24 protein-coding genes are annotated in these 25647 nt (G+C 74.5%); 7 read left to right on the forward strand and 17 right to left on the reverse strand.

Annotated features, from left to right (window positions below; all coding sequences use genetic code 11):
• Nucleotides 1–9 precede the first annotated feature (9 nt).
• From ACVUH9_RS10480 to ACVUH9_RS10500, 5 genes are read left to right on the forward strand one after another with little or no spacing between them, the layout of a single operon-like run.
• Entirely contained in the window at nucleotides 10–1002 is a 993-nt protein-coding gene (locus ACVUH9_RS10480) for a methyltransferase domain-containing protein (RefSeq protein WP_475756609.1), read from the forward strand.
• Entirely contained in the window at nucleotides 999–2078 is a 1080-nt protein-coding gene (locus ACVUH9_RS10485; protein ID WP_475756611.1) for a GNAT family N-acetyltransferase, read from the forward strand. The genes ACVUH9_RS10480 and ACVUH9_RS10485 overlap by 4 nt, the downstream gene beginning before the upstream one ends.
• Nucleotides 2078–3025, forward strand: coding sequence for a polysaccharide deacetylase family protein (locus ACVUH9_RS10490; RefSeq protein WP_475756613.1), 948 nt, complete (start codon nucleotides 2078–2080; stop codon nucleotides 3023–3025). Before ACVUH9_RS10485 ends, ACVUH9_RS10490 begins: the two co-directional genes overlap by 1 nt.
• A complete protein-coding gene (locus tag ACVUH9_RS10495; RefSeq protein ID WP_475756615.1) occupies nucleotides 3022–4143 on the forward strand; it encodes a glycosyltransferase in 1122 nt (373 codons plus the stop codon). Before ACVUH9_RS10490 ends, ACVUH9_RS10495 begins: the two co-directional genes overlap by 4 nt.
• The gene (locus tag ACVUH9_RS10500; RefSeq protein ID WP_475756617.1) at nucleotides 4133–6292 is read left to right on the forward strand and encodes an O-antigen ligase family protein; all 2160 of its coding nucleotides are present in this window, start codon (nucleotides 4133–4135) and stop codon (nucleotides 6290–6292) included. The genes ACVUH9_RS10495 and ACVUH9_RS10500 overlap by 11 nt, the downstream gene beginning before the upstream one ends.
• Nucleotides 6293–6439: 147 nt before the next feature.
• On the opposite strand, the gene ACVUH9_RS10505 is transcribed toward ACVUH9_RS10500, so the two are convergent.
• Genes ACVUH9_RS10505 through ACVUH9_RS10515 form a run of 3 tightly spaced genes read right to left on the reverse strand, consistent with a single transcriptional unit; the run spans nucleotide 6440 to nucleotide 9631 of the window.
• Nucleotides 6440–7699 (reverse strand): glycosyltransferase family 4 protein, encoded by a 1260-nt coding sequence (locus ACVUH9_RS10505; protein ID WP_475756619.1) that lies wholly within the window; start codon nucleotides 7697–7699, stop codon nucleotides 6440–6442.
• The gene (locus tag ACVUH9_RS10510) at nucleotides 7696–8442 is read right to left on the reverse strand and encodes a polysaccharide deacetylase family protein (RefSeq protein WP_475756621.1); all 747 of its coding nucleotides are present in this window, start codon (nucleotides 8440–8442) and stop codon (nucleotides 7696–7698) included. Before ACVUH9_RS10510 ends, ACVUH9_RS10505 begins: the two co-directional genes overlap by 4 nt.
• A 1-nt stretch (nucleotide 8443) precedes the next feature.
• On the reverse strand, nucleotides 8444–9631 hold the full coding sequence (locus tag ACVUH9_RS10515) for a glycosyltransferase family 4 protein (protein ID WP_475756623.1): 1188 nt from the start codon (nucleotides 9629–9631) through the stop codon (nucleotides 8444–8446).
• Nucleotides 9632–9794: 163 nt separating this feature from the next.
• Between ACVUH9_RS10515 and ACVUH9_RS10520 the strand changes: the two genes are divergently transcribed.
• Nucleotides 9795–10520, forward strand: a complete 726-nt coding sequence (locus ACVUH9_RS10520; protein WP_475756625.1) for a hypothetical protein — start codon at nucleotides 9795–9797, stop codon at nucleotides 10518–10520.
• A 3-nt stretch (nucleotides 10521–10523) separates the two neighbouring features.
• On the opposite strand, the gene ACVUH9_RS10525 is transcribed toward ACVUH9_RS10520, so the two are convergent.
• Nucleotides 10524–11006 (reverse strand): MarR family winged helix-turn-helix transcriptional regulator, encoded by a 483-nt coding sequence (locus tag ACVUH9_RS10525; protein WP_475756627.1) that lies wholly within the window; start codon nucleotides 11004–11006, stop codon nucleotides 10524–10526.
• 291 nt (nucleotides 11007–11297) lie between these two features.
• Here ACVUH9_RS10525 and wrbA point away from each other — a divergent pair, with 291 nt between their 5' ends.
• Nucleotides 11298–11912 carry an NAD(P)H:quinone oxidoreductase gene (gene wrbA / locus ACVUH9_RS10530; RefSeq protein WP_475756628.1) on the forward strand — a complete coding sequence of 205 codons (615 nt, stop codon included), beginning with the start codon at nucleotides 11298–11300 and terminating at the stop codon, nucleotides 11910–11912.
• 256 nt (nucleotides 11913–12168) lie between these two features.
• On the opposite strand, the gene gpmI is transcribed toward wrbA, so the two are convergent.
• The 13 genes from gpmI to phoU all read right to left on the reverse strand — a co-directional run bounded on the left by gpmI (nucleotide 12169) and on the right by phoU (nucleotide 25633).
• A complete protein-coding gene (gene gpmI / locus ACVUH9_RS10535) occupies nucleotides 12169–13890 on the reverse strand; it encodes a 2,3-bisphosphoglycerate-independent phosphoglycerate mutase (protein ID WP_475756630.1) in 1722 nt (573 codons plus the stop codon).
• Nucleotides 13887–14645, reverse strand: a complete 759-nt coding sequence (gene tpiA / locus ACVUH9_RS10540) for a triose-phosphate isomerase (protein ID WP_475756631.1) — start codon at nucleotides 14643–14645, stop codon at nucleotides 13887–13889. The genes gpmI and tpiA overlap by 4 nt, the downstream gene beginning before the upstream one ends.
• Nucleotides 14646–14755: 110 nt before the next feature.
• Nucleotides 14756–15985, reverse strand: coding sequence for a phosphoglycerate kinase (locus ACVUH9_RS10545; protein ID WP_475756633.1), 1230 nt, complete (start codon nucleotides 15983–15985; stop codon nucleotides 14756–14758).
• Nucleotides 15986–16182: 197 nt separating this feature from the next.
• Nucleotides 16183–17181, reverse strand: a complete 999-nt coding sequence (gene gap, locus ACVUH9_RS10550; RefSeq protein ID WP_475756635.1) for a type I glyceraldehyde-3-phosphate dehydrogenase — start codon at nucleotides 17179–17181, stop codon at nucleotides 16183–16185.
• A gap of 227 nt (nucleotides 17182–17408) precedes the next feature.
• Complete coding sequence (gene uvrC / locus ACVUH9_RS10555) at nucleotides 17409–19349, reverse strand: excinuclease ABC subunit UvrC (RefSeq protein WP_475756637.1); 1941 nt, start codon at nucleotides 19347–19349, stop codon at nucleotides 17409–17411.
• A 164-nt stretch (nucleotides 19350–19513) separates the two neighbouring features.
• The gene (locus ACVUH9_RS10560; RefSeq protein ID WP_475756639.1) at nucleotides 19514–19879 is read right to left on the reverse strand and encodes a type II toxin-antitoxin system VapC family toxin; all 366 of its coding nucleotides are present in this window, start codon (nucleotides 19877–19879) and stop codon (nucleotides 19514–19516) included.
• Entirely contained in the window at nucleotides 19879–20196 is a 318-nt protein-coding gene (locus tag ACVUH9_RS10565) for an AbrB/MazE/SpoVT family DNA-binding domain-containing protein (RefSeq protein WP_475756641.1), read from the reverse strand. Before ACVUH9_RS10565 ends, ACVUH9_RS10560 begins: the two co-directional genes overlap by 1 nt.
• Nucleotides 20168–22036, reverse strand: a complete 1869-nt coding sequence (locus ACVUH9_RS10570; RefSeq protein ID WP_475756643.1) for a lytic transglycosylase domain-containing protein — start codon at nucleotides 22034–22036, stop codon at nucleotides 20168–20170. The genes ACVUH9_RS10565 and ACVUH9_RS10570 overlap by 29 nt, the downstream gene beginning before the upstream one ends.
• On the reverse strand, nucleotides 22033–22377 hold the full coding sequence (locus ACVUH9_RS10575) for an Rv3654c family TadE-like protein (RefSeq protein ID WP_475756645.1): 345 nt from the start codon (nucleotides 22375–22377) through the stop codon (nucleotides 22033–22035). Before ACVUH9_RS10575 ends, ACVUH9_RS10570 begins: the two co-directional genes overlap by 4 nt.
• Complete coding sequence (locus ACVUH9_RS10580; RefSeq protein WP_475756647.1) at nucleotides 22374–22706, reverse strand: TadE/TadG family type IV pilus assembly protein; 333 nt, start codon at nucleotides 22704–22706, stop codon at nucleotides 22374–22376. The genes ACVUH9_RS10575 and ACVUH9_RS10580 overlap by 4 nt, the downstream gene beginning before the upstream one ends.
• A 99-nt stretch (nucleotides 22707–22805) precedes the next feature.
• Nucleotides 22806–23162 carry a hypothetical protein gene (locus ACVUH9_RS10585; RefSeq protein WP_475756649.1) on the reverse strand — a complete coding sequence of 119 codons (357 nt, stop codon included), beginning with the start codon at nucleotides 23160–23162 and terminating at the stop codon, nucleotides 22806–22808.
• A gap of 59 nt (nucleotides 23163–23221) precedes the next feature.
• Nucleotides 23222–24151 (reverse strand): response regulator transcription factor, encoded by a 930-nt coding sequence (locus ACVUH9_RS10590; RefSeq protein WP_475756651.1) that lies wholly within the window; start codon nucleotides 24149–24151, stop codon nucleotides 23222–23224.
• A gap of 480 nt (nucleotides 24152–24631) precedes the next feature.
• Entirely contained in the window at nucleotides 24632–25633 is a 1002-nt protein-coding gene (phoU, locus tag ACVUH9_RS10595) for a phosphate signaling complex protein PhoU (protein ID WP_475756653.1), read from the reverse strand.
• Nucleotides 25634–25647: the final 14 nt, after the last annotated feature.

Consider the following 25647-nt stretch of genomic DNA (forward strand, 5'->3'; position numbering starts at 1 on the left):
GCGACACAGATGCCCAGCACCACCGTCACCCAAGCCGACCTGCTCACGCTCCTGCGCGATCCGGCGACCGGCGCCAAGCTGACCCGCGCCGTCGACGGCTCGCTGCTCGTCGACGGAGGCCCGTCGAGGCACCCGGTCGTCGACGGGATCCCCGTCGTCCTGCCCCCCGGCAGCGCGGGCGTGCCGCCGGCGGAGTCGCGGTCGGACGGGCGGTCCCGGATCCGCGAGGGACTCGTCGGGCTCGGCCGGCGGCTGGCCCACCTGCCGCCCTCGATCACGCGCAACGTCGGCTCCGAGACGAACTACCGCGAGCTGGCCCAGCTGCTGCGGGTCCGCAGCGACCACACCACCGTGCTCGTGGTCGGCGGCGCCAACGACGGGATCGGCTTCGAGACCCTGCGCGAGGCCGACCACATCCAGCTGGTCGAGACCGACGTCGTCGCCGGGCCCCGGACGCGGCTGATCTGCGACGCCCACGCGCTGCCGTTCGCCGACGCGACGTTCGACGCGATCGTCTGCCAGGGGGTCTTCAGCGAGCTCGGCGACCCGGTTCGCGCCGCCGCCGAGTTCCACCGCGTGCTGGCCCCCTCCGGGCTGCTCTACTCGGAGACGGCGTTCCTCCAGGCCGTCTTCAACGGCGGCCTCGACTTCACCCGCTGGACGCTCTCCGGCCACCGCCGGCTGCTGCACCAGTTCGAGGAGATCCGCGCCGGTGCCCACAACGGCCCGGGGATGGCGCTCGCCTGGCAGATCAGCTACTTCCTGATGGCGTTCGCCGGCGACTCGCGGATCGCCCACGCGCTGCTCCGCCGGATCGCGTCGCTGGGCACGTTCTGGCTGACCTGGTTCGACCCCTGGCTCGTCCGCCGCGGCGGAGGAGTCGACGCGGCCGGGGGCACGTTCTTCCTCGGCCGGCGCGCCGAGCAGCCGGTCGACGACGCCACGATCGTCGCCGCCTACCGCGGCGCCGTCCATCCCGCGAGCGACCCGCGACCCGCGTGAGCGACGAGCGCCTCAGCTGGCTGCCCGCCGACGAGCGGGCCTGGGCGATCTGGGACGAGCTCAGCGCCCACACGCCCCCGGCTGCCACCACCTCGACCGCCTGGAGCCGCGCCTGGAGCGCCCGCTACGGGGACGCCGTCCCCCATCGGGTCGCGGTCGTGCGACGCGGCGAGACCCCGATCGGCGCCGCGCTGGTCGCCGACGGCCACCGCCAGCGGGGCCGGATCCCGCTCCGGACCGCGCACCTCGGCACCTCCGGCGAGCCGACCGGGTCGGGCGTCGAGGCGCCCTACCAACGGCTGCTCGCCGGCGCCGACGACCGCGACGCCGTGGCCGCCGCGCTGATGACCGGCATCCACCGGCAACAGCGCTGGGACGAGCTGCGGATCGAGCGGTTCGACGCTGGTGACGCGGCCGCGCTGCTCGCCGCCGACCCGTCGCTCGAGGCCTACGGCGAGCCGAGCCCGTCGGTCCGGCTGGACGCCGTCGACGACGGCGACGCGCTGCCGGCCCTCCCCGCCCGCACCCGCCAGCAGGTCCGCCGGGCGCTGCGCGGCGACGGGCCGGCCACGATCGAGCTGGCCGACGACGTGGCCGCGGCCCACGCGATCCTCGACGAGCTGATCGTGCTCCACGAGCAGCGCTTCGCCGGCGGAGCCTTCGCCGATCCGCGCTTCGCCGGGTTCCACCGCGATCTCGTCGACGCGCTCGTCCCCTCGGGCCTGCTGCTGCTCCTGCGGGCCCGCAGCCCACGGCGGACGGTCGGCTGCGTGGCGGTCCTCCGCGACGGGCACCGGGCGCTCTCCTACACCGGCGGCATGGCCGGCTCGCTCGACCGTCACGACAAGCCCGGGTTCGTCACCCACACGCTCGCGATGGGGGTCTGCGCCGAGCTGGGGATCGCCGAGTACGACCTGCTGACCGGGTCCGCGCCCTACAAGCGCGAGCTGGCCCGGCTCGATCGGCGGCAGCTGACCCTCCGCGTCCGTCGCCGTCGGCCGCGGGTGCTGCTCGGCGGCGCCGTCCGCCGAGCCGGACGACGCGTTCCCTCCCGATCCGGAACGGCGGTCTCGTGATGGGTGTCACCAGCGTCGCCGCGCGGGCCCTGGAGACCACGCCACTCCGTCATCTGCTGCGTCAGGCCGGACGCTGGACCGGCACCCTCGTGCTCGTCTACCACCGGATCGGCGACGCCTCGTGCTCGCCGCTCAACCGCGGCCTCTTCAGCGCCGACGTCGCCGAGTTCGACGACCAGCTCGCCGTGCTCGAGCGCGAGGCCGACGTCGTCTCGATCGACTCGCTGCTCGAGCCGCGGTCCCGCAAGCTCGGGCGGCGGGTCGCGATCACCTTCGACGACGGCTACCGCGACACCGGCGAGGTCGCGTGGCCGCTGCTGCGGGCTCGCGGCCTGCCCGCGACGCTGTTCCTGGCGACCGGGTTCGTCGACCGACCGCGCCTGTCGTGGTGGGACGAGCTGGCCTGGATCGGCCACCGTGCCGGCTGGGACGAGAGTCGGATCACCCGTTTCTGCACGCGGTACGCGGCGATGCCCGCGCACCGCGCTGACGGGTTGATCGACGAGGTCGCCCGGGCGACCGGCGGCGAACGGCCGACCGCCGCGGCGGCCGACGGTGTCTGGCTCGACTGGGAAGCGGTCGAGCGCGTGCACCGCGAGGGGCTCGCGATCGGCGGCCACACCGTCGACCATCCGGTCCTCTCGCGGGTCGAGCCGGAGCGGCTGGAGGCCGAGATCGAAGGTTGCCGCGAGACGCTGGCCCGCCGGCTCGACCTCTCGATGCGGATGTTCTCGTATCCGCTCGGTGGTCCCGGCGACCACGATCCCCGTGCCCACGACCCGCTGCGGCGGGCCGGGGTCGAGCTCGCCTTCGCGTGCGCCGGCGGGGTCGCGCTGCCCGGCCACGACGATCCGATGGCGATGCCGCGAGCGTGTGCGCCCCTCGACGACCACACCGCGCGGATGCGGGCGATGGTCGGGCTGCCCCGGATCTTCGCCCGATGGTGAGCCGGCCGCGTGTCCTCCAGGTGACCGATCACCTGCGCAGCGGCGGAGCCGAGCGGATGGTCGTCTCGCTGGTCGCCGAGCTGGCCGCCGCCGACCTCGCGCGGACCGTCGTCTGCACCGCCGGCGATGACCTCGACGCCGACGACCTCGGGGCGATCGTGCGGGAGACCGCCGAGCGCCACGTCGTGCTCCACCGTCGGCGGCTGATCGACCTGCGGATCGCCACCGACCTCGTCCGCCAGGGGCGGCGGCACCGCGCGCAGCTCATCCACTCCCATCCGGGGACGACCAACCTGCACGCCGAGCTGGCCTCGCGGGTGCTGGGCGTCCCCCACGTGATCACCCTCCACACGATGCCCGGCCCGCTGATCGAGGACACCTGGGCGGGGCAGCGCGCCGACGCCTGGAGCGCCCGCGGGCGCGCGGTGATCGTGGCCCCGGCGCGGACGATCGCCAACGCCTACGGGCGCCGTTGGCGGGTCCCGGCGGGACGCCTGCGGGTGATCCCCAACGCGGCCTTCATCCGCACCGACCCGCCGCCCACCCGCCGGCCGCCCGGCGTCCCCGCCGACGGTCGCCTGATCGTCTCGGCCGCCCGGCTCCAGCCCGCCAAGGGCTTCGAGGACCTGATCGCCGCGGCCGAGCGGCTGATGCCGTCGCGCCCCGACCTGCGGATCGCGATCGCCGGCGACGGTCCCGAGCACGAGCGGTTGCGGAAGCGGATCCGGGCGAGCGGGCTCGACGACCGGATCCTGCTGCTCGGCCACCGGACCGACGTCTCCGACCTGCTGGCGACCGCCGACGCGTTCTGCCTGCCGTCCCATCACGAAGGGTTGCCGTTGAGCCTGCTGGAGGCGATGGGTGCCGGCCTCGCCTGCGTCAGCACCGCCGTCGGCGGCGTGCCCGACGCCGTCGCCGACGGGGTCGACGGGCTGCTGGTGCCGCCCCACGATCCGGCCGCGCTGGCCGTGGCGCTGGCGCGGGTCGCGGACGACCCGGCCTTCGGTCGCCGGCTCGGCGTCGCTGCGGCGGCGACCGTCTCCCGCGAGCACACGACCGCCACGGCGGCCCGGCGCTACGGAGCGCTCTACCGACAGCTGGTCGACCGTGCCGCCTGACGGCACGGCGCCGACCACGAGCGGACTCGCCCCGTCGCGTCCGCGTCCGGCCCCGCTGGGCGCGCTGCTCGCCGCCAGCCTCCGGGCCGGCGGCGGGCTCCTCGCCGTCGCCCCGCTGTGCGCGTGGTGGGCGCTCTGGCGCGGTGGCCTGAGCACCACGCTGATCGTTCCCGGGCTGCTCTGGCTCGCCGCCTGCGCGATCCTGCTGCGGACGACCGTCCGCCCCCGCCGGCCGCCGCGGCCGGCGCTGCTGGCGTGGGCCGGGCTGCTCGCGCTCGCCGGTCTCTCGCTGCTCTCCGTCGCCTGGGCCGACGACCGCGGATCGGCCGTCGACGGGGCGCTGCGGATGGCGCTGACCGCGGGAGCGTTCGGGCTGGTGGTGCTGTGGCCGCCGACCGTCCGGGCCCTCGGCACGTTGGTCGCGGCCACACCGGTGGTCGCCCTCGCCGGCCTGGTCTCGGGGCTGCTGGGGGCGATCGGCGATCCGTTCGAGCTGATCGACGGGCGCCTCAGCGCCCCGACCGGCTATCCCAACGCGACCGCGGTCCTCGCCCTGATGGGCGGGGCGATCGCGGTCGTGGTCAGCGCCGACGCCGACCGCCGACCGCCGGTCCGGGCGCTCTCGCTCGGGCTCGCCGCCGCGCTGCTCGGCGGGGCCGTGCTGCCCCAGAGCCGCAGCGTGCTGCTGCTCGGCGTCCCGATCGCGTTCCTGATCGCCGTGCTGGCTCCGTCGCGCGGGCGGGCGCTCGTCTCGGGCCTGGCCGCGATCGCGGTGGTGGTGCCGATGACCCCGCTGCTGCTCGACGTCCGTCGGGCGGCGCTCGACGAGGAGCCGAACGCGGCGACCCAGGGCCTGGCCGGCCTGGTCCTGCTGCTGGTCCTCGGCATCGCTGCCGGTGGCGGGCTGTGGTGGGCGGAACGACGCGGGATCGGCCGCGCGCGCGGCCGCCGGATCGCGGCCGGCTGGCGACGCAGGAAGACCGCCATCGCCGCCCGGCTTCCGCGGTCGGGCCGCTGGTGGCCGAGCCGGACGACGGTCCTCGTCGGCGGCCTCGCGCTGGTGCTCGCCGCGACCGGCTTCGCCGTCGCCAGCGGCGATCTCGCCGACCTCAGCAACCCGAACTACACCCAGATCGAGAACTCCGGGACCCGCTTCAGCGCCGGCCTCCGCTCGAACCGCCCGGACTACTGGCGGGTCGCCACCGACCTGACCGTCACGCATCCGCTCTCCGGGGTCGGCGCGGCCAACTTCGGCGGGGCCTACCTGCCCCACCGGCGGGCGGCCTCGACCCCGATCGCGGCCCACAACAGCTGGCTGGGGACCGCCGCCGAGCTCGGGCTGCCGGGCCTGATCGCACTGCTGGTGGCGGCGATCGCCGCCGCGGCCGGGGTCGTCGCGCGGGTGCGGCGCTCGACCGGCGCGGCTCGCTCGGTGCTGCTGGCGGCGTCGTTGCCGGCGGTGATCCTCGCGCTCGACGCGATCGTCGACTGGACCGCCCGGATCCCGCTGCTGACGGTGCTGTCGCTGAGCCTGGTCGCGGCGGTGCTCGTGGCCCGGGGGCCGATCGACGGCACGGAGTTGGCCGACGCGGCACCGGCGGGGCCGGCGGGGCCGAGCCGCGCGGGCTCGGCACCTGCCCCGGAGCCCGCCGCCACGACGGATCGTGGCCGGGCGACCGGCGGTGCCCGGCTCGCGACCGCGCTGGCCGCCGCGCTGGTCGTGGTCACCGTCGCCGCCGTTCCCAGCTTCCTCGCCGCCCGGGACAGCGCCCGCGCGGTCGCGATCGCCGCCGATTCCCCCGCCGCCGCCGTGACGGCGACGGAGCGGGCCGCGTCGCTGGTGCCGTGGGACGCGCGGCCGATCCTCCAGCAGGGCGTGCTCGAGATCGCGGCCGGTCGCGACCAGGCGGCGGCGACCGCCCTTGCCGCGGCGGCCCGTCGCGACCCGCGCTCCTGGTACCCGCACCTGATGCTCGGCGTGCTCGCCGCTCGCCGCGGCGACGACGCGACCGCCCGCCGCGAGCTCGCCGCCGTCGACCGGCGGGTCGCCTTCGGCCGGCTGACCAACCGGGTTCGTCGGGGGATTGCCGCCGGCGAGCCGCCCGACCCGCGGGAGATCCAGCAGCGGGCCTTCCGCCAGGGTCCCTGAGCCACCGGACTCGGGGGCTCGGGACGAGCTCCGGGGGCCGGACGGGGACGACCTCCGGGGCCGGACCAAGACGAGCTCCGGGGCCGGACCAAGACGAGCTCCGGGGGGGGGACCGAGACGAGCTCCGGGCGCCAGACCGGGGTGAGCTCAGGGGCGGACGCGATCGGCGATCGGACCGCGCAGCTGACATCCGCTGTCGTACGCGGCGGCGCCGGTCGCCGTCCGCCGCAGCAGCGACGCGACGCCACCGGTCTCCGCCTCGAGCGTGTGCGCCCGAGCGATCTGGAAGCCACGGTGGACCAGGCGGTGCACGAGCCGCGGGTCCCGTTGGAGCCGCTCGAGCGCCCGCGAGACCGCGAGCGCGTCGCCCGGCTGGACCAGCAGCGCGGCCCCCTCGGCGGCCTCCGCGACCCCGCCGACCGCGGTCGCCACGACGGGGATCCCGGCGGCGAACGCCTCCAGCAGGACCTGGGGCACCCCCTCGGTCCAGGAGACGTGCACGAACGCATCGGCCCGCGCGTACTGGTCGCGGAGCTCGGCGCCATCGACCTGGCCGCGCAGCCGCACCCGGTCGGCGACGGCCAGCGTGCGCAGCCGCTCGTCGAGCTCCCCGGCGAGCGGCCCGTCGCCGCAGACCTCGAGCACCCAGCGCGGCGACGCCTTGGCGACGTCCGCCAGCAGCAGCGGGTTCTTCTCGACGTCGAGGCGGCCGACGCTGAGCCCGCGCAGGAGGCGGTCGCCGGACGGCATCGCGGAGGGCACCCGCGGCTCGCGGGCGATCTCGTCCTCGCGGACCAACGAGACCCGGATGTCGAGCGTCGTCGGCGAGCGCCGGTAGCGCGTCGCCAGCACACCCCCGACCACCACCACCGGGCGCCGGCGGGCGAGCCACCGGAAGCCGCCGTCCAGCGCCAGCGCGGCGAGCCGCGGACGCCAGCGGTGCGGGTGGCGCGAGCGCACGTAGGTCGGCAGGTCCTGGCGGACCCCGAGCACGACCGGCACGCCGCGGAGGCGGGCCAGGATCGCGAACGGCCACGACCAGACGTTCGGTCCCAGCAGCCAGACGACGTCGTGCTCGCCGAGCGCCCGCCACCAGGCCCGCAGCGCGCGGGGACCGGCCCGCAGGATCGCCCGCGAGCCGCCGGTGGTGGTCGTGTCGGGCAAGCCGACGAACCCGACCCCGGGCGAGACCGCGACGGTCCCCGCGGGCGTCCCGCCGATGAACCGGCCGCAGAGCGTGACCGCCAGGCCATGCTCCTCGAGCGCACACACGAACCGCACGAACGGTTGGGTGGTCCAGAGCCGGTGATCGGCCCAGCCGTAGGCCTGGTCGGTGTGGACCAGCACCCGCAGCCGGGCGGGGTCCCCGGCGAGCGGGGGGATCTCGTGGGCGGCGCCGGTGCTCATCGCCCGATCCGCTGTCGCAGGGTCCGCACGGCCGGCGCGACCTTCGCCCGGAACCGCCACTGGTCGTCGCGGCGGTAGACCCCGACCCGGGGCCAGGACCACGCGTCGTCGTCGCCCGGCCGGGCCGGGAGCCCCGCGGCCGCCAGGTAGCCGGCGTCCCGCGCCCGCACCATCACCCGCGGGTCGACGTCGCCGTAGGGATAGGCGATGCTCAGCACCGAGCGCTGGAGCCCCGCTTCCAGGGCGGTGCGCGACGCGGCCAGCTCGTGCTCCAGCGCGTCGTCGTCGATCGCGCTCAGGTGCGGATGGGTGACCGTGTGGGAGCCGATCTCCCAGCCGTCGGCCGCCAGCGCCCGCAGCTCGTCCCAGCCGAGACAGGCCAGCTCGTCGGCGTGGGGTCCGTCTCCGTGGTGCTCGATGCCGGTCCAGCGCATCGGTCCGGGCTCGCCGATCCACCCGCTGGGGGCGAAGACCGTGGCCGGGACGCCGAGCCCGTCGAGGACCGGCTTCGCCCGACGCAGGACCGACTCGCAGGCGTCGTCGAAGGTGATCGCCAGGGTCCGTCCCGCGGGCGGGTCGAGCACGGCCTCGGAGAAGCCCGTCGCCACGTATCCGCGCCCGACCAGCTCGGCGACCTGGGCGGCGAGCCGCTCCGGGGTCACGGCGAGCGCGTCGTCCCAGCGCTCGCTGACCGCGTGGTAGCAGAGGACCAGAACGTCGCGTTGACGATCGCGTCGGGCCACCTCACGCTCCGACCCGAAGGTAGAGCTCGGCCAGGCGGTCGGCCGTCATCGCCAGCGAGTACCGCTGTACGACGCGACGGCGCGCCGCCTGGCCGAGTCGTCGACGGCGTTCGTCGTCGGACAGCAACGCCATCGCCGCGTGCGCCAGCGCCCCCACGGAGGGCGACGCCAGCACGATTCCGGTCTCTTCGTCGACCAGCTCGGTGATCCCTCCGGCCCGCGCGGCGACGACCGGCAGGCCGCTCGCCATCGCTTCGAGGACCGCGTTGGGCAGTCCGTCCTGGGCGGAGCAGGTCAGGTAGACGTCGGCCAGCCGCAGCAGCGGCGCGGGGTCCGCGACCGTCGGCAGCAGGACGACGCGGTCGGCGACACCGGCCGCTCGCGCGGCAGCGGCCAGCGCCTCCCGCTCCGGCCCCTCCCCCGCGAGCACCAGCGTCCCCGGCAGCTGCGCCTGGGCGGCGACCAGTCGGTCCAGCCGCTTGGTCCGGTCGAACCGCGCGCAGCTGACCAGCAGCGGTCCCTCCGTCGGCAGCCCGAGGGCCGCTCGAAGCTCCGCCGCCGGTCCGTCCTCGGGGCTCGGCGGCCGGAACCGCTCGGCGTCGACGCCGTTGGCGATCCGGACCAGCCGGGACGGAGGGATTCCGTGGTCCGCGAGCTCCCGCTCGATCTCGCCGCTGACGCAGACGAACGCGGCGACCCGCCGCGCCATCAGCTCCAGGCGTCGCTGCCCCGCCGGCTTCGTCAGCAGCCGCGCCACGTCCCCATGGGGTCCGCAGGAGAGCGGCTTGGCCACGATCGGGCGGCGTCCGGCCGCGCCCCCGACCAGCGCCAGGGTCGTCGCCGACAGCAGCCCGTGGGCGTGCACCACGTCCGCCGGGTGGGTCGCGAGCCAGGCCGCCCCGGCTGCGGTGTAGGCCAGCGAGGCCGGCCCCGACGCCGGCGGGACCGGGAGCCGCACGACGTCGAGCGCGGCGACCGTCGCCCGTCGCGGCACGTTGCCGCCGGGGGGTCGCCGGGTCACGACGGTGGTCCGGATCCCGCGCTCGCGGAGCAGCGGGCCGAGCTGCTCCAGCTGCCGCTGGGCACCTCCGAGGACTGGCCGGAACGAGCCGATCGTCATCGTCACGCGGAGCGTCACCGCGACCGGAGTCGGGCCGGGCGCACCGCGGCGCTGCGTCGTGGGGGGCATCGCAACCGCCATCTCCGGGAGCATCGCCGGGCGCCGAGGCGCCGTCGGGGGACGTTGCTCCCCCGCGCGGGGGCGAGGTCTCGCCCCCGCCGGGGGGACCGCTGGCCCACGTCCGGGGTGGAGGCCCCCTTCCCGGTCGGAGCGAGCGGTGTTCGATGAGCCCATGGGCCCACATCCGATCGACTCGACGCAGCGCGGACCCCAGGCCGCCCTCGGGCCGGCCGCCGTCTGGCTGCTCGCCGCCGCCGCTTCGCTGCTGGTCGCCCCGCCGCTCGCGGTGGCGGTGCCGGTCGCGGGCGCGCTCGGCTGGCTCGCCTATCGCTCTCGCCCGCTCGACGCGTCCGAGGTCGCGATCGTCGCCGCGGTCGCCGTCTGCGCCCCGGTCGCTCCCGGCTGGGCGTTGCTCGGGGTCGCGCTCGCGCTCGCCGTCGGCCTCCACCTGGGCGGGGCCCCCGACCCGTCGACGCTCGACCCGCTCGAGCAGCACCTCGCCCGCTGCCGGCGCACGGACAGCGAGGCGGCGCTGTTCGTCGCCCGCTGCGCGAGTCCCGGCGACGCTCGCCGCCTGGCCGCGGCCATGCGCCTGTGCGACAGCCGCCGGACGGTCGGCAACGAGGTCCTGGCGCTCGTCGCCGTCGAGCATCTCGACCGGACCGCGCTGGAGCAGCGGCTGGCCACGGTCGTCCCGGCCCGCTTCGGCTGGGCGGCGTTCCCGACGACCTCGCCGACCCTGGCCGGGCTCGTCCGCCAGGCCCGCGCGGCCCTTCCGGCGGAGGTCGTCGCCCCGCTGCCGGCCGCGCCGGTCCCCTCGATGCTCGGGCCCGGGACCGCGACCGCCGGCGGCGACGCGCTGCCCCGGACGAACGCGAAGGCCCGGCTCCGGGCCTGAGGGTCAGGGCTTGAGGCCCGGCTCCAGCTGCTCGAGCGCACGCGCCCAGATTCCGCCGAGCTGCTCCTGCTCCTCGGGCGTCATCAGGTCGAGGAACCGCTCGCGGACGGCGTCGAGGTACTCGCGACGGGCGGCGGTCACCCGCGCCCGTCCCTCCTCGGTGAGGACGGCGAAGTAGCCGCGGGCGTCGGTCTCGCAGCGCTCGCGGGTGACCTGTCCCTCCTTCTCCAGCCGGTCGATCAGCCGGGTCAGGCCACTCCGGCTGAGGATCGCCAGCGTCGCCAGGTCGGACAGCCGCATCCGGCCCTCCGGGGCGTCGGAGAGGTGCATCAGCACCTCGTAGGTCGAGTTCTGCAACCCGTGCCGGCGCTCGAGCTCGACCTCGAGCTCGCGCTGGATCAGCACGTAGGTCCGCAGCATGCCGCGCCAGGCGGCCAGCTCACGGGGCTCGAGAAGACGTGGTGCCGTGTCGGTCTCAATCGCCATCCGGTCATTGTTGCACTTGCAAGCGACGACGCCAACCGCACTGGACACACGAACCACCCCAAAGCGACCGGGAGTGGCACCCCGCGAGACCACCGGCGACCGCGCCTCGGGGCCCCGCCGGCGACCGCGCTGTAATTGCACTTGCAATTACTTTTCTGCGGCGCTACGCTCGCCGTGGCTCGTCTGTCCGAGTCCCGACCACCGAGCGTCGTCGGGGCACCGCGGACGGTCCGAGGCCGCGCGGCTCGCGCGGGCCCCGCTGCATCCGATCCTCCGCCCCCAGGAGCCCCCATGAGCACCAAGATCGCTGTCGTCTACTACTCGGCCACCGGCCACATCCACCAGCTCGCCAAGGCCGTCGCCGCCGGCGCCGAGAGCCAGGGCGCGGAGGTCCGTCTGCGGCGGGTCGCCGAGCTTGCCCCCGACGCCGCGATCGCCGCCAACCCGGCCTGGCAGGCGCACCACGACGCCACCCAGGAGATCCCGGTCGCAACCGCCGACGACCTGCTCTGGGCCGACGGCTACGCGTTCGGGACCCCGACCCGCTTCGGCAACCCCTCCGCCCAGCTCAAGCAGTACATCGACGCGCTCGGCCGCGAGTGGCAGTCCGGCGCGCTGGCCAACAAGGCGGCGACGGCCTTCACCTCGGCGATGAACGCCCACGGCGGCAACGAGTCGACGATCCTCGCGGTCGAGAACGTCTTCCACCACTGGGGCGCGATCATCGTCCCGCCCGGCTACACCGACGCCTCGGTCTTCAGCAGCGGCGGCAACCCCTACGGCGCCTCGGTCGCCAGCGGCGGACTCGAGAACGGCGTCGTCCCCGAGCCGTTCCTCGCCGTCGGCCGCTACCAGGGCTCGTGCCTGGCGAAGGTCGCGGGCCTGCTCACCCCGCTCCGCGACTGAGTCAGCGGAGGCGCCGCCCGACGGCGAGCGCACCGTTCTGGGGGATCACGACCCCATTTCGTCACGCTCGCCGTCGGGCCGACGGCGAGAGCACCCTCTTGGAGGATCGAGCAGACCGCGTCCCCGGTCGGGGTCCTCCGCCTGACTCCCGGACCGTGCCGCGTCAGGGCACCGCCCCGGGCGCACCTGCCACCGACGCCCCCGAGTGCGTGCCGAGATGCGCCGCGTCCACGGCCGCCTTAGACGCAACCGCCGCCTACGGGCGCTGAGAACCACCCGCGAGCATGGTCTGCCCCGTCATCGCCTTCGGCTGCACGACCCCCAGCAGGTCGAGCACCGTCGGCGCGACGTCGGCGAGGATCCCCTCGTCACGCAGCTGCACGTCGTCGCGGGTGACGATGAACGGGACCGGGTTCAGCGAGTGGGCGGTGTTCGGCGACCCGTCCGGCTCGAGCATGTTGTCGGCGTTGCCGTGGTCGGCGGTCACGAGGCAGACGCCGCCGCTCTCGGTGACCGCCTTGACGACGTCCTTCAGGCAGCCGTCGACGAACTCGATCGCCTCGACCGCCGCCGGGATCGAGCCGGTGTGGCCGACCATGTCCGGGTTGGCGAAGTTGATGATCCCAAAGGTCGGGCCGTGGTCGTGCCACAGCCGCACGAACGCGTCGGCCGCCTCACGGGCGGACATCTGCGGCTTCTCGTCGTAGGTCGCGACGTCGCGCGGGCTCGGGACGACGTCGCGGAACTCGTCGCGGTGCTCGTCCTCGATCCCCCCGTTGAAGAAGTACGTGACGTGCGGGTACTTCTCTGTCTCGGCGACGTGGACCTGCGCGCCACCGGTGGCCTCGATCACGTCGGCGAGGGTGATGTCCGGGTTGCGCGGCGGGAAGGCGACCGGGTAGGGCCACTCGGCCTTGTACTGCGTCATGCAGACGTAGTCGTCGATCGCGACCGGGGCGACCGCCGGATCGGTCTGCTCGGGGTGCGGGGCCGCCGCCTGGCGGTCGACCTCGAGGAACCCCGGCTCGGCCAGCGCGCGGGTGATCTCGCGCACGCGGTCGGGCCGGAAGTTGGTGACGACGACCTTGTCGCCGGGCCGGATCGTCGCCTCGCCACCGACGCGGGTGGCGGTCACGAACTCGTCGGTCTCGTCGCGGGCGTAGGCGTCCTTGACCGCCTGGACGGCAGACGTCGCCTGGTGCGGCGCCTCGCCGTGGACGATCAGGTCGTAGGCCTGCTGGACCCGCTCCCAGCGGGAGTCGCGGTCCATCGCGAAGTAGCGGCCGATCACGCTGCCGACCCGGGCCGTCGTGCCCCCGGTCGAGGCCTCGCGGCACCACTGCTCGACCTGCTCGAGGTAGCCGGCCCCCGACGTCGGCAGCGTGTCGCGCCCGTCGGTGAAGGCGTGCACGATCAGCTCGTCGACCCCGGCCGCGCTGGCCGCGCCGATCAGGGCCTGGAGGTGCTCCATCGAGGAGTGCACGCCGCCGTCGGAGACGAGCCCGATCAGGTGCACCCGGCGGGGGCCATCTCCCCCGCCCTCGGGCCCGGCGAGCGCGTCGCGGATCGCCGCGACCTCGCTGATCGTGCCGTCGGCGACGGCGTCGTCGATCCGGACCAGGTCCTGCTTGACCACGGCGCCGGCGCCGAGGTTCATGTGGCCGACCTCGCTGTTGCCCATCTGACCCTCGGGCAGCCCGACGGCCGGGCCGCAAGCGATCAGCTGGCCGTGCGGGAAGCGCTTCCAGAGGTCGTCGAAGACGGGGGTCCGGGCGAGGCTGACCGCGTTGCCCGGCCCGGCCGGGGCCAGGCCGAAGCCGTCGAGGATCACCAGGCAGACGCCCGGCGACCAGTCGTCCCGGGTGACGCCGACGGTCGCCGTCAGCGACTCGGCGAGCGAGCCGGGCTCAGGGGCCAGCGGCTCCGGGGCGCGGCCGTCGGCCGTGCCGCCTACGGAGATGTCGGCGTCGGGGCTCATGCGCGGGCGGCTTCCACGATCGCGGCGAACGAGGCGGGGTCGAGCGCGGCCCCGCCGACGAGCGCGCCGTCGACGTCGGGCAGGCCGAGCAGCTCGACGGCGTTGTCGGGCTTGACCGACCCGCCGTACTGGATCCGGATCGCCGCGGCGGCCTCGGCCGAGCGGCCGGCGACCAGCGAGCGGATGAACGCGCAGGCGTCCTGGGCCTGCTGCGGGGTCGCGACCTTGCCGGTCCCGATCGCCCAGATCGGCTCGTAGGCGATCGTGACCTTCGCGAGGTCCTCGTCGGCGACGTCGGCCAGGCCCTCGGTGACCTGCGTCCGCAGGACGGCCTCGGTCTCGTCACCCTCGCGCTGGCTCTCGGTCTCGCCGACGCAGAGGATCGGCTCGAGGCCGGCGGCGAGGATCGCCGGGACCTTGGCCCGCAGCGCCTCGTCGGTCTCACCGAAGAGCTGGCGACGCTCGGAGTGGCCGACGACGATCCCGTGGACCTCGAGCTCGTCGAGCATCGCGATCGAGATCTCGCCGGTGTAGGCGCCCTGCTCGGCCTGGTGGACGTTCTGGGCGAAGGTCTCGATCGAGGAGCCGCGGGTCGAGTCGACGACGGCCTGGATCGCGGTGAAGGGGACGCAGACGGCGATCTGGACGTCGTCGACGGCACCGACCAGCGGCAGCAGGCCGGTGATCAGCTCCTCGGCCTCCGCGATCGTCTTGTGCATCTTCCAGTTGCCGGCTACGAACGGGGTGCGGGACATCGGCGGGACCTCTTCGGGGTCAGGGAACGAACGAACGACTGCGGGTACTCGGTACTGCGGCCGGCCCCACGCCGCCGGGAGCGGCGCGCGTGGGACGCGGCGAACGGGGTCTAGCGGAGGACTTCGACGCCCGGAAGCGTCTTGCCCTCGATCAGCTCCAGCGAGGCGCCGCCGCCGGTCGAGAGGTGGGTGACCTGGTCGCCGAGGCCGAACTGCTGGAGCGCGGCGGCGCTGTCGCCGCCGCCGACGACGGTCGTCGCGGAGGTCTCGGCGACGGCCTCGGCGACCGCGCGGGTGCCGGGCGCGAACGGCGCCAGCTCGAACGCGCCCATCGGGCCGTTCCAGAACACCGAGCCGGCGGAGAGGATCTCCTCGCGGTACGCCTGGGCGGTCTTCGGGCCGATGTCGAGGCCCATCCAGCCGTCGGGGGTGTCGACGCCGTCGAGGTCGCGCTGCTCGGTGTCGGCGGAGAACTCGCGGCCGATCGAGAGGTCGCTCGGGAGCAGCAGCCGGCAGCCCTTCAGCTCGGCGTCGCGGAGCGCACGGGCTGCGGGCTCGACGCCCGCCTCCTCGCACAGCGACGCGCCGACGTCGTGGCCCTGGGCCTTGAAGAACGGGAAGGCCATCGCCCCGCCGATCAGGATCGTGTCGGCGCGGTCGAGGAAGGCGTCGATCACGCCGATCTTGTCGGTGACCTTGGCGCCGCCGACGATCGCCACCAGCGGGCGACCCGGATCAGCAAGGATCCCCTCGAGCGTCTCGACCTCGCCCTGCAACAGCAGGCCGGCGGCCTTCTGCGCGACGTGGTGGGCGACGCCCTCGGTCGAGGCGTGCGCGCGGTGGGCGGCGCCGAACGCGTCGTTGACGAAGACCCCGTCGGAGAGCGCGGCGTAGGCCTCGGCCAGCTCCGGGTCGTTCTTGGTCTCCCCCGCCTCGTAGCGGACGTTCTCCAGCATCAGGACGCGGTGGTCCTTGGTGCCGGGCTGGAGCGCGGCGGCGAGCCGGGTCGCCTCGGCCCCGACGACCTCGGGGGCCAGCTCGACCTGCTCGCCGAGCAGCTCGCTCAGGCGCGCGGCGACGGGCGCCAGCGACAGCTCCGGGTCTGCCCCCTTGGGGCGACCGAGGTGGGCGGCGAGCACGAGCGCAGCGCCCTCGTCGAGCAGCCGCTGGATCGTCGGCACGGCGGCGCGGATCCGGGTGTCGTCGGTGATCGTCCGGGGAGCGCCGCCGTCCGCCTTCGCGAGCGGGACGTTGAAGTCGACCCGCACGAAGACGCGCTTGCCGGCGACGTCCAGCCCGTCCAGGGTCCGGATGGGGGCGGAGGCGGCGGCGGTCGTCATCGGTGGCGGTGTTCTCGGTCTCGGGTGCGGGTGCGGGAAGGTCTGGTGCTGCGGCCCGTGGCGTGACGGGCGATCGGTACTCCGGTGCGGCCGTTCCGTGATCGCGTCACGCGGCGGCGCTCCGGGCCCTGCGGTACTCGGGTCCGACGCACGACGGGCCCGCGTGGTCGCGGGCCCGTCGTACTGCGGAGTGCTGCCTAGAGGACGCGGCCGACGAGGTCGACGACGCGGTTGCTGTAGCCCCACTCGTTGTCGTACCAGGAGACGACCTTGACCATCCGGCCCTCCATGGCGACCGTCAGCAGCGAGTCGAAGATCGAGCTGTGCGGGTCCTGCGTGATGTCGGTCGAGACGATCGGGTCCTCGGTGTAGGCGAGGATGCCCTTCATCGGACCGTCGGCGGCGGCCTTGACGGCGGCGTTGATCTCCTCGACCGTCGTGTCGCGCGACGTGCGGATCGTCAGGTCGACGACCGAGCCGGTCGGGACGGGGGCGCGGACGGCGAAGCCGGAGAGCTTGCCCTTCAGCTCGGGCAGCACGAGGCCGACGGCCTTGGCGGCACCGGTCGACGCCGGGATCAGGTTGACGGCGGCGGCGCGGGCTCGGCGCAGGTCGCTGTGCGGCGCGTCGAGCAGGCGCTGGTCGCCCGTGTAGGCGTGGATCGTCGTCATCAGGCCGTGCTCGATGCCGACCGCGTCGTTGATCGCCTTGGCGAACGGCGCGAGGCAGTTCGTCGTGCACGACGCGTTGGAGATGATGTGGTGCTTCTGCTTGTCGTACTGGTCGTCGTTGACGCCCAGGACAAGCGTGATGTCCTCGTTCTTCGCCGGAGCGGAGATGATGACCTTCGAGACGTCGCCGCCGAGGTGGGCCTTGGCCTGCTCCGCGTCGGTGAAGAAGCCCGTGGACTCGATCACGACCTGCGCGCCGACCGACGCCCAGTCGATGTTGCCCGGCTCGCGCTCGGCGAAGATCTTGATCTCCTGGCCGTCGACGATCATGCCGTCGGCCGTCGCCTCGACCGTTCCCGGGTACGGCCCCAGGAGCGAGTCGTACTTGACGAGGTGGGCGAGCGTCTTCGGGTCGGTGAGGTCGTTGACCGCCACGAACTCGATGTCTGCGCCCGATGCCTTGGCGGCACGGAAGACGTTGCGGCCAATGCGGCCGAAGCCGTTGATGCCGACGCGTACGGTCATGAAGCCGTCCTTCTTGTCCAGTCGAGGATGCGATGCAGAAACGCGAAGACCCGATCCTCCACCGGCAAATGCGGTGTGCGACAGGCTCGGGCGCTGGGGCGGAGGCTATCGGAGCGCGCGCCGAAACGGCCCGCCGACGACCCTGCGGCCAGCGGTGAGCGGCCCGCCGATTGCCTCCCGCGCCCGCCGCCGCCGTCAGCCACCACCGGCGCGGCAGCCGGCCCGCCTCACCCCACCGAGCGGTGCAGCTGCGCGTACATCTCGCGCGCGACCTTGCCCGGCAGTCCCGGGGTCGCCTCCAGCTCCGCGCGGGAGGCGGCGAGGACCGCGTCGGGGGAGCCGAAGTGCTTGAGCAGCGCCTTCTTGCGGGTCGGCCCGACGCCGGGCAGGTCGTCGAGCACCGAGCCGGTCATGTTGCGATCGCGGCGACCGCGGTGATGGCTGATCGCGAACCGGTGGGCCTCGTCGCGCGCCCGCTGGAGCATCTGCAGCCCCGGGGTGTCGTGGCCGAGGATCACCGGGGTGCTCCGACCGGGCAGGAAGACCTCCTCGATCCGCTTGGCCAGCGAGACCACCGCCACCCCGCGCTCGACGAAGCCCTCCAGGGCGCCGATTCCCGCCGACAGCTGGCCCTTGCCGCCGTCGATCACGATCAGGTCCGGGAGGCTGGCGAACGACTCGTCGCGGTTGGGCTCGTTGAGGCCCTTCTCCTGCTGCCGGGTCCACTGCGACATCCGCCGGCGCAGGACCTCGTTCATGCTCTTGAAGTCGTCCGGGGTCCCCTCCTCCAGGTCCCGGATCACGAACCGCCGGTAGTGGTCCTTCGCCGCCACCCCGCCTTCGAGCACGACCATCGAGGCGACCGTCTCCGTGCCCATCAGGTGGGAGATGTCGTAGCACTCGACCCGCACCGGGATCCGGTCGAGCTTGAGTGCGCGCTGGAGGTCGCCGAGCGCCTCGACCCGCTGCTCGCGGCTGCGCTCGGCCTTCAGCCGCTCCTGCCCGAGCGCGAGCTCGGCGTTGCGGCCGGCCATGTCGAGGATCCGTCGACGGTCGCCGCGCTGGGGAGTGACGACGTCGACCCGCCGGCCGCGCAGCTCGCCGAGCGCGGCGGCCAGCGCCTCGTGCTCCGCGACCTCGTCGGGGACGAGCACGGTCGGCGGGATGGTCGCCCCGGCGTAGTAGCTGAGGACGAACTGCTCGAGGACCTCGGCGACGACCGCGGCCTGCCGTTCGGCCGCGTCCTCCCCCGTGCCCTCGCGGGCGGCGGTTGCCTCGCCGGCGACGCCGGTCAGGTAGAAGGACTGGCGGTCGGTCAGCGAGCCGTCGCGGACCTGGAAGACCTGGGCGTTGGCGTCGTCGCCGTCGACGGTCACGGCGATCGCGTCGAGCGTGCCGATGCTGTCGCTCATCACCCGCTGGCGTTCGAGCAGCGAGCGCACGGCCTGCAGGCGGTCACGCTCGCGAGCCGCGCGCTCGTAGTCCTGGGCCTTGGCGGCGACCTGCATCTGCTCCTCGATCTCGTGCTCGATCTCGCGGTAGCGGCCGGCGAGGAAGGCCATCACGCCCTCGATCGAATCGCGGTACTCGGCCTTGCTCACGTAGCCGACACAGGGGGCCGTGCAGCGTTCGATGTGGTAATCGAGGCAGGGCGATCCGGACCGGCGGCCGGGCTCCTTGCCCTCGCAGGTGCGGTACTGGAAGAGGCGTCCGAGCAGGTCGAGCGTGTTGCGGACGCGCTTGGCGTTGGAGTACGGCCCGAAGTAGCGGTAGCCGGGCTTGTGCCGCTCGCGGGTCATGTAGACCCGCGGGTAGTCCTCGCTGAGGGTGACGCAGACGTAGGGGTAGGACTTGTCGTCGCGTAGCCGGATGTTGAACTGCGGCTGGTACTGCTTGATGAAGCCGTTCTCGACGAGCAGCGCCTCGGTCTCGCTGGAGACGAGCACGAACTCCATGTCGTCGATCACGTCGACCATCTCGACCGCCCCGCGCGTGACCGGGTTGGTGAAGTGGTTGGCGACCCGCTTGCGGATCGACTTCGCCTTGCCGACGTAGATGACCGTGCCGTTGGCGTCACGGAAGACGTAGACCCCGGGACCGTCGGGAAGGGCCTTGCGCTGCGCGGCCAGCCGCGCCTTGCGCTCCTGTTCGGCGGGACGAGAAGCCATCCCTTCGAGGATAGGGGGCGCGCTCGTTCGACCCGGTGGCGACGGGGGAACCCGGCCGGAGCGGTCGTTCCGCGCGGCCCTCCGGCCGCCGCGATCCAGGGGAGCCGCGGCCACTCTCGACCCACCGCGATCCGGTCGAGCCGCGGCGGTTCACCCCACCGTGGTCAGCCCCTCGCGATCCGGCCGAGCCGCTGGTCGTAGGTCAGCAACGTCGCGTCGTGCTCCTGAGCCGTCGCCAGGACCATCGCGTCGGGGAGGCGCAGCGTCGCGTGTTGCGAGCGAAGCGCCGCTGCGCGCTCGGCGACGGCCGCGGTCAGCGGCACGACCGCGATCCCCATCGCCGCGAGCGCGCCGCGAGCAGCGTCGATCCGACTGATCCGAGCGAAGGCGACCAGGGTCTCGCTGTACGCGCTGGCGGCCGTGAGCAGCCGGGTCTGGTCCCGATCGGCCCGCTCGACCTCGTCGACCGCCCGCTCGTGGTGCTCGTCGTCGGCGTCGAGCAGCCCGATCAGGACGCTGGCGTCGAGCACTACCGATCCCATTCGTCCCTCAGCCGATCGACCTCACCCGGCCGGACGAGCCCGGAGACGATCCCGGCGTGCCGACGCACCCGGCTGCCCCGCACAGCGATCACGATCTCCCCTTGGCCGGCGGCCCTGATGTCGACCTCGTCCCCGGCTCGCAACCCCGCCGCCTGCATCGCGGCGACCGGGATCGTCACTTGGTTCTTGGTACTCACGCGCGGCATTCCTTTACTGTAGTTGGTCTGGAAGTAAAGGTCCAGAGAGCGGGCACGTCCAGTTCCTGCTCGTACTCGCTCATGCGACCAGTCGGACATCGAGCGCATCGACCAGCGCTCCGTCGGGGTCGTAGCCGCGCATCAGGGCGATGATCCGGGCCACGTACTGGCGGGTCTCGGGGTACGGCGGGACGCACTGGCAGCGACCGACCGCGCCCTCGCCGGCGTTGTAGGCGGCCAGCGCCAGCGGGACCGACCCGAACCGCCGCAGCAGACCGGCCATCAGCCGCGCCTGGGCGGCGATCGCCTGCTCCGGATCGAACGGATCGCGCAGTCCGACGCTCGCCGCCGTCCCCGGCATGAACTGCGCGATCCCCTGGGCCCCGGCCGACGAGACCACGTGGGGCCGAAACCCCGACTCCTGCTTCAGCTGGGCCGAGAGCAGCGCGGCCGAGACCCGGTAGCGGATGCTGGCCGCCCGGATGCTGGCCCGATACGCGCCCGGCACCCACGGCGGGATCGCCCCCGACGAGATCGGCGCCCGCGGGTTGCGGCCCTGCTCGGCGACGTGCGCCGAGGCGGTCTGGCGAATCCAACCGAAATGCCAGGGTTCCCAGCTGTAGCGCTGCTTGAAGCCGAACTCGGCCGCGTGGGCCGCCAGCCACCCATAGGCGGACGGCGGCCCCAGGTCCAGCTCGGTGCCCAGACGGTGCAGGCTCGTCCCCGGGCGGGCGACCCACTTCGGGTCCGGCCGCGCGGCGAACAGCCGCGCCTGCTCGGCGTTGGAGCGATAGCCGCTGACGACCACCAGCGGCCGCCCGGCGCGGGTCGCCGCGGCGTCCATCCGGTCGAAGGCCAGGGCCACGTCCGGCCGCATCGGCTTGCCGTCGCGGTGCGCGAGCGCACCCCGGTACTCGTCCCCGGCGGCCGCCTCGGGACCCGGATCGACCGGAGGTGCCAGCTCGGCCGTTGCCGTGACCGGAGCGCCGAGCGCCACGCCTGCCACCCGGGTGCTTCCGGCCGTCCGAACCCGAACCGCCAACGGCCCCGCCTCCCGCGCCGTCGGTGGCGGGAAGCTGACGTCGATCTCGGCCAGGCCGTTGGCGGCGGCTGATCGCCGGGCGGCGATGACCGCCCGCTCGCGGTACCCGGCGAGGTCGATCGTCGCCGGCGCCCCGGCCCGCGCGGCCCAGTCCACCCGCATCCGATCGGCCGCCGCCAGCGCCGCGACGTCGACCGCCCGCTGGCGCTCCTCGCGATCGCTCATCGCCAGAGCCACCGCCCCGAGCGCCCCCGCGAGCACGATCGCGACCGTCAGCCCGAGCAGCACCAGCATCAGCGCCTGCCCGCCCTCGGCCGGCGCCCGGACCGCGGAGCGCCCGACCCACCCGGCCCGCAACAGCGCTCGCGCGACCGGGCCGGTCGGCCGCGGCACGGGGCGAACCTCGATGCCGTGCCGCGCGAGCGTCCGGGTGCAGGCGCGGACCGCCGGCGGCGGGCCGTCCGCGTGGACCACCCCGGCCCGCTCCAGCGGCGCCAGCAGCGGCCCGCCCCAGGCGCCGGCCAGGACCACCACCAGGGGGCCTCGGGCGTCGAGCCGCCCGATCGCCGCGGCCGCCTCGATGTCGTCGGCCGGCAGCAGCACCCGGACGATCCGCCCCACCGCCTCCGCGACGACTCCGCAGCCGCGGACCTCGTCTCGCGCCCGCCGCGCTGCGCCCGTGGCGACGCTCTCCGCCGGGGCCGCGATGGTTCGACCCGGATCCCAGACCGCCACCACCGGCGGAACCCCGGCCCGTCGTGGCAGCCGAGCCGCGACCGCCGCCCCGGCCAGCTCCGCGCGATCGGACGGCGCGAGCACGATCGCCGTATGGTCCGCCGCCAGGTCGTCACCGCCCCCGAACCGCTCCCCGGCCCGCGCAGCCCAGCGCCCCCACACCCCGTTCATCGCCGCCCCTCCCGCCGCGCGACCACGACCCGGCGGGCGTCGAACGCCGCGACCAGCACCCGCGGTCCGCTCGCCCGCACCCGGACGCTGATCCGATCGCCCGCCACCCGGATCCGCAGCCGATCGGCGGACACATCGGGGACCGCCGCCCGCGCCGCCGCGACCGGATCCCGCCCCTGCATCGCCGCCACCCCGGCGGCATGCGCGGCCAGCCCGGCGGCCTCCGCCGCGCGGTGGGCCTGCAACGCGACGGCGACGACGATCACCAGCACGGCGATCAGCGGGGCGATCGCGACGGTCTCGACCGACGCCTGCCCCCGTTCCCCACCCCGGCCGCTCACCGCTGACGCTCCAGGCGCGCGACGCCGGTGACCGTTCCGAGGCCCAGCGGCAGCACCGACGGAATCGGGAGGCGCACCCGCACAGCGTCGCCGTCGAGGTCGATCCGGGCCGCAGCGCCACCGATCGGGGCCGCGCGGCGGACGGCGACGCCCACCTGCCCGCCAACCGCCGCGGCGCGTGCCCCGGCTCGGGCGGCGGTGCTCGCCGACCAGGCGGTGTAGCCGGCGAGCGCCGCTTGGATCAGCGCCAGGAGCAGCAGGGCGAGCAGCGGCAGCAGCGCCACCAGCTCGACCGAGGCCTGACCTCTGGGGACGGGAGCAATCGACATGCCCCCACGTTGCCGCGAGGCCCTGTGACCGATCTAGGGGGGAAGCGTGCCGATTCCGTGCCGATCAGGCGACGGGACCGTTACCGGGTGGCGCTGCCCTCAGGCGACTTCGCGCCAGCGCTGCCAGACCGCGTAGAGCATCGCGATCGCCATCCCGAGCAGGACGACCCAGAGGACGGTGCCCGCGCCGGTGCCGATCAGCTGCGGTCGGGCGGCCATCGCGACCACGATCACGCCGAGCGATCCGTAGAGCAGCAGGCGGTGGGCGTCGCCGAGCAGCTCGATCCGCCCGCGCGTCTCGCGGTAGGCGCGGATCCCGATCAGCACGATCGCCATCCAGATCAGGGCCCCGAGCGCGGCCGTGACGGCATCGGTGTTGCGACCGCCAGAGGGCACCGCCCAGACGACCGCGGCGATCGCCAGGACGATCAGGGCCGTTCGAAGTCCGTTGCTCACGGTCCCAGCCTACCGCCCACGAGCGTCGTCCTCGCGGACGATCGGGGCCGCGCCGATGCTCAGCTCGCGACGCGCTCGGCGAACGCGGCGGCCAGTGCCTCGTCGGTCACCTCGACGGTCGCCGGGAGCGCACCGTCGTCGTGGCCGGACGCCGGCGCCGACGGACGGCGCACGTCGTCGACCAGCGCACCGGCCGGGCGGTCCGGCTCGGCCACCGGCAGCGGCTGGGCGGGCTCCGGGGCGAAGCGGTAGCCGACGCCGAAGTGGGTGTGGATGTAGCGCCAGCCCGGCGAGGCCTTGTCGAGCTTCTGCCGCAGCTTGCGGACGAAGACGTCGACCGAGCGATCACCGCGGGCCATCGCGTAGCCCCACACGCGCTGGTAGATCTCCTCGCGCTCGAGCACGCGGCCTTCGGCCCCGGCGAGCAGGTCGATCAGCTCGAACTCGCGCTTGGTCAGCTCGGCCGGGCGGCCGGCGACGAAGACCTGGAACTGGTCGCCGCGGATCTCCAGCTCACCGGTCATCCGGGGGCCGGTCTCCTCCTGCGGCTCGACCCGGCGGCGACGACGGGCGACCGCTTCGATCCGCGCCATCAGCTCGTCGGGATGGCAGGGCTTGCCGACCCAGTCGTCGGCGCCGAGGCGGAGGCCGCGAACGCGCTGGGCGACGCTCGACTGACCGGTGCAGACGATGATCCCGAGGCCGGGCATCCGCAGGGCGACCTTCTCGAGGTACTCCCACGCCTGCGGCCCGAGCACGGCGATGTCGACGACCAGCGCGCCGAGCCGCATCGCAACCAGGTCCTCGATCGGCACGGGACTGGCCAGCACTCGCTGTTGCCAGCCGGCGCGCTCGAAGCGCTTGCCGAGGACGTGGAGGAAGCCACTGTCGTTGTCGATCAGAGCGACGCGCAGCGTACGGCTGCCGGTCGATCCCGAGCCGGATGCCCCGGAAGCCGCTGGCTTCGAAGCGGAGGTGAGCTCCTGCATCACGGTGAAGTCTAGTGGTCGTTCGGCAGCCCGCGGCCGATCCGGGACCGGAATCACAAGCTCTTCACAAATCGTTGCCGGCTCGTCACAAATCGTCACGGTCCGGTCACAGGTCCCGACCGTGGTCGGGACGGTCGGGCGGCGGCGGGGCGGCCGGGGTCGACGCGACCGGGCGGCGAGGCGGCGAGGCAGGCCAGCGAACTGATGCGGATTGTCGGTCGTATAGGCGGCAAATCCGCATCAGTCCCCCCACGGCGGCGCTTCGCGATGCGTTGTCCACCGTGGGGGTGGCAAACACATCGCGAAGATGGCGGCCCCTCAGCGGCCGGAGACGCGGCCCTCAGCCGCCCCCGCCTCGGCCCTCAGCCGCCCCCGCCTCGGGCCTCGGCCGCCCTCGGGCCTCGGCCGCCCTCGGGCCTCAGCCGCCCGCCCCCGGCCGCCGCCGAGCCAGCCCTCAGCCGCCGCCCTCGATCGCCGCCCTCAGCCGCCGCCGAGCCCGCCGTCGCCGTTGCCCGCGCCACCGCCCGGTCCCGACGGACCGGTCCCCGGCCCGTCGAACCCCGGCCCACCGATCGGTCCGGACCCCGGCCCCGTCGGCCCGAGCCCGAGCCCGCCATCCGGCCCACCCGGCCCGCCCGACCCACCCGGCCCGTCCGACCCGCCCGGTCCATCCAACCCGCCCAACCCGCCCGGCCCACCAGACCCGCCAGACCCACCGGGTCCACTCGACCCACTCGACCCACCGGGTCCACCAGACCCACCAGACCCACCCGCGCCGCCCGGTCCCTCCCCGCGCCGCGCCCGCGCGCGCCGGGCGCTGCGATCGCCGAACTCGGGGAACAGTCCCTCGACCACGAACGCGACCTGCTCGCCGATGTCGACGGCGTTGTCGCCGATCCGCTCGAAGGCACGGGCGACCATCGTCATCGTCATCAGCCACTCGCGGGTGTCGATGTCGTCGCCGAGCTCGATCGCCAACCGGAAGACCTCGCGGTTGAGCTCGTTCAGCTCCTGGTCGCGGCGGACGATGTCGTGCGCGAGGTCGACGTCTCGCAGCCCCAGCGCCTGGCGGCACTGGACGACCTCGTCGCGGGCCAGCCGCCCCATCCGCAGCAGCGGCTGGAGGACCTCCTCACGGCGCGGCGGGTCGTTGCCGGTCAGCGGGATCAGCTTGGCGATGTTCACGCACTGATCGCCCATCCGCTCGAAGTGCTTGGCCACGTGCAGCAGCGAGGCGACCAGCCGCAGGTCGCCCGCGACCGGAGCCTGCAGCGCGAACAGCGACAGCACGCCCTGGTTGACGTCGAGGTAGCGACCGTCGATCCGGTCGTCGTCGGCGATCACGAAGGTGCCGAGCTCGACGTCCTGGTGCTCGAGCGCCTCGGTCACCCGCTCGATCTGACGGACGACGAGGTCGAGGGCGCTGAGGCAGGCACGCTCGAGCTCCTGCAGCTCGTCGCGGTATTGCGTCCGGGTGATCACGGCTGCACCCTAAC

It is taken from the genome of Patulibacter ginsengiterrae (assembly GCF_056269115.1).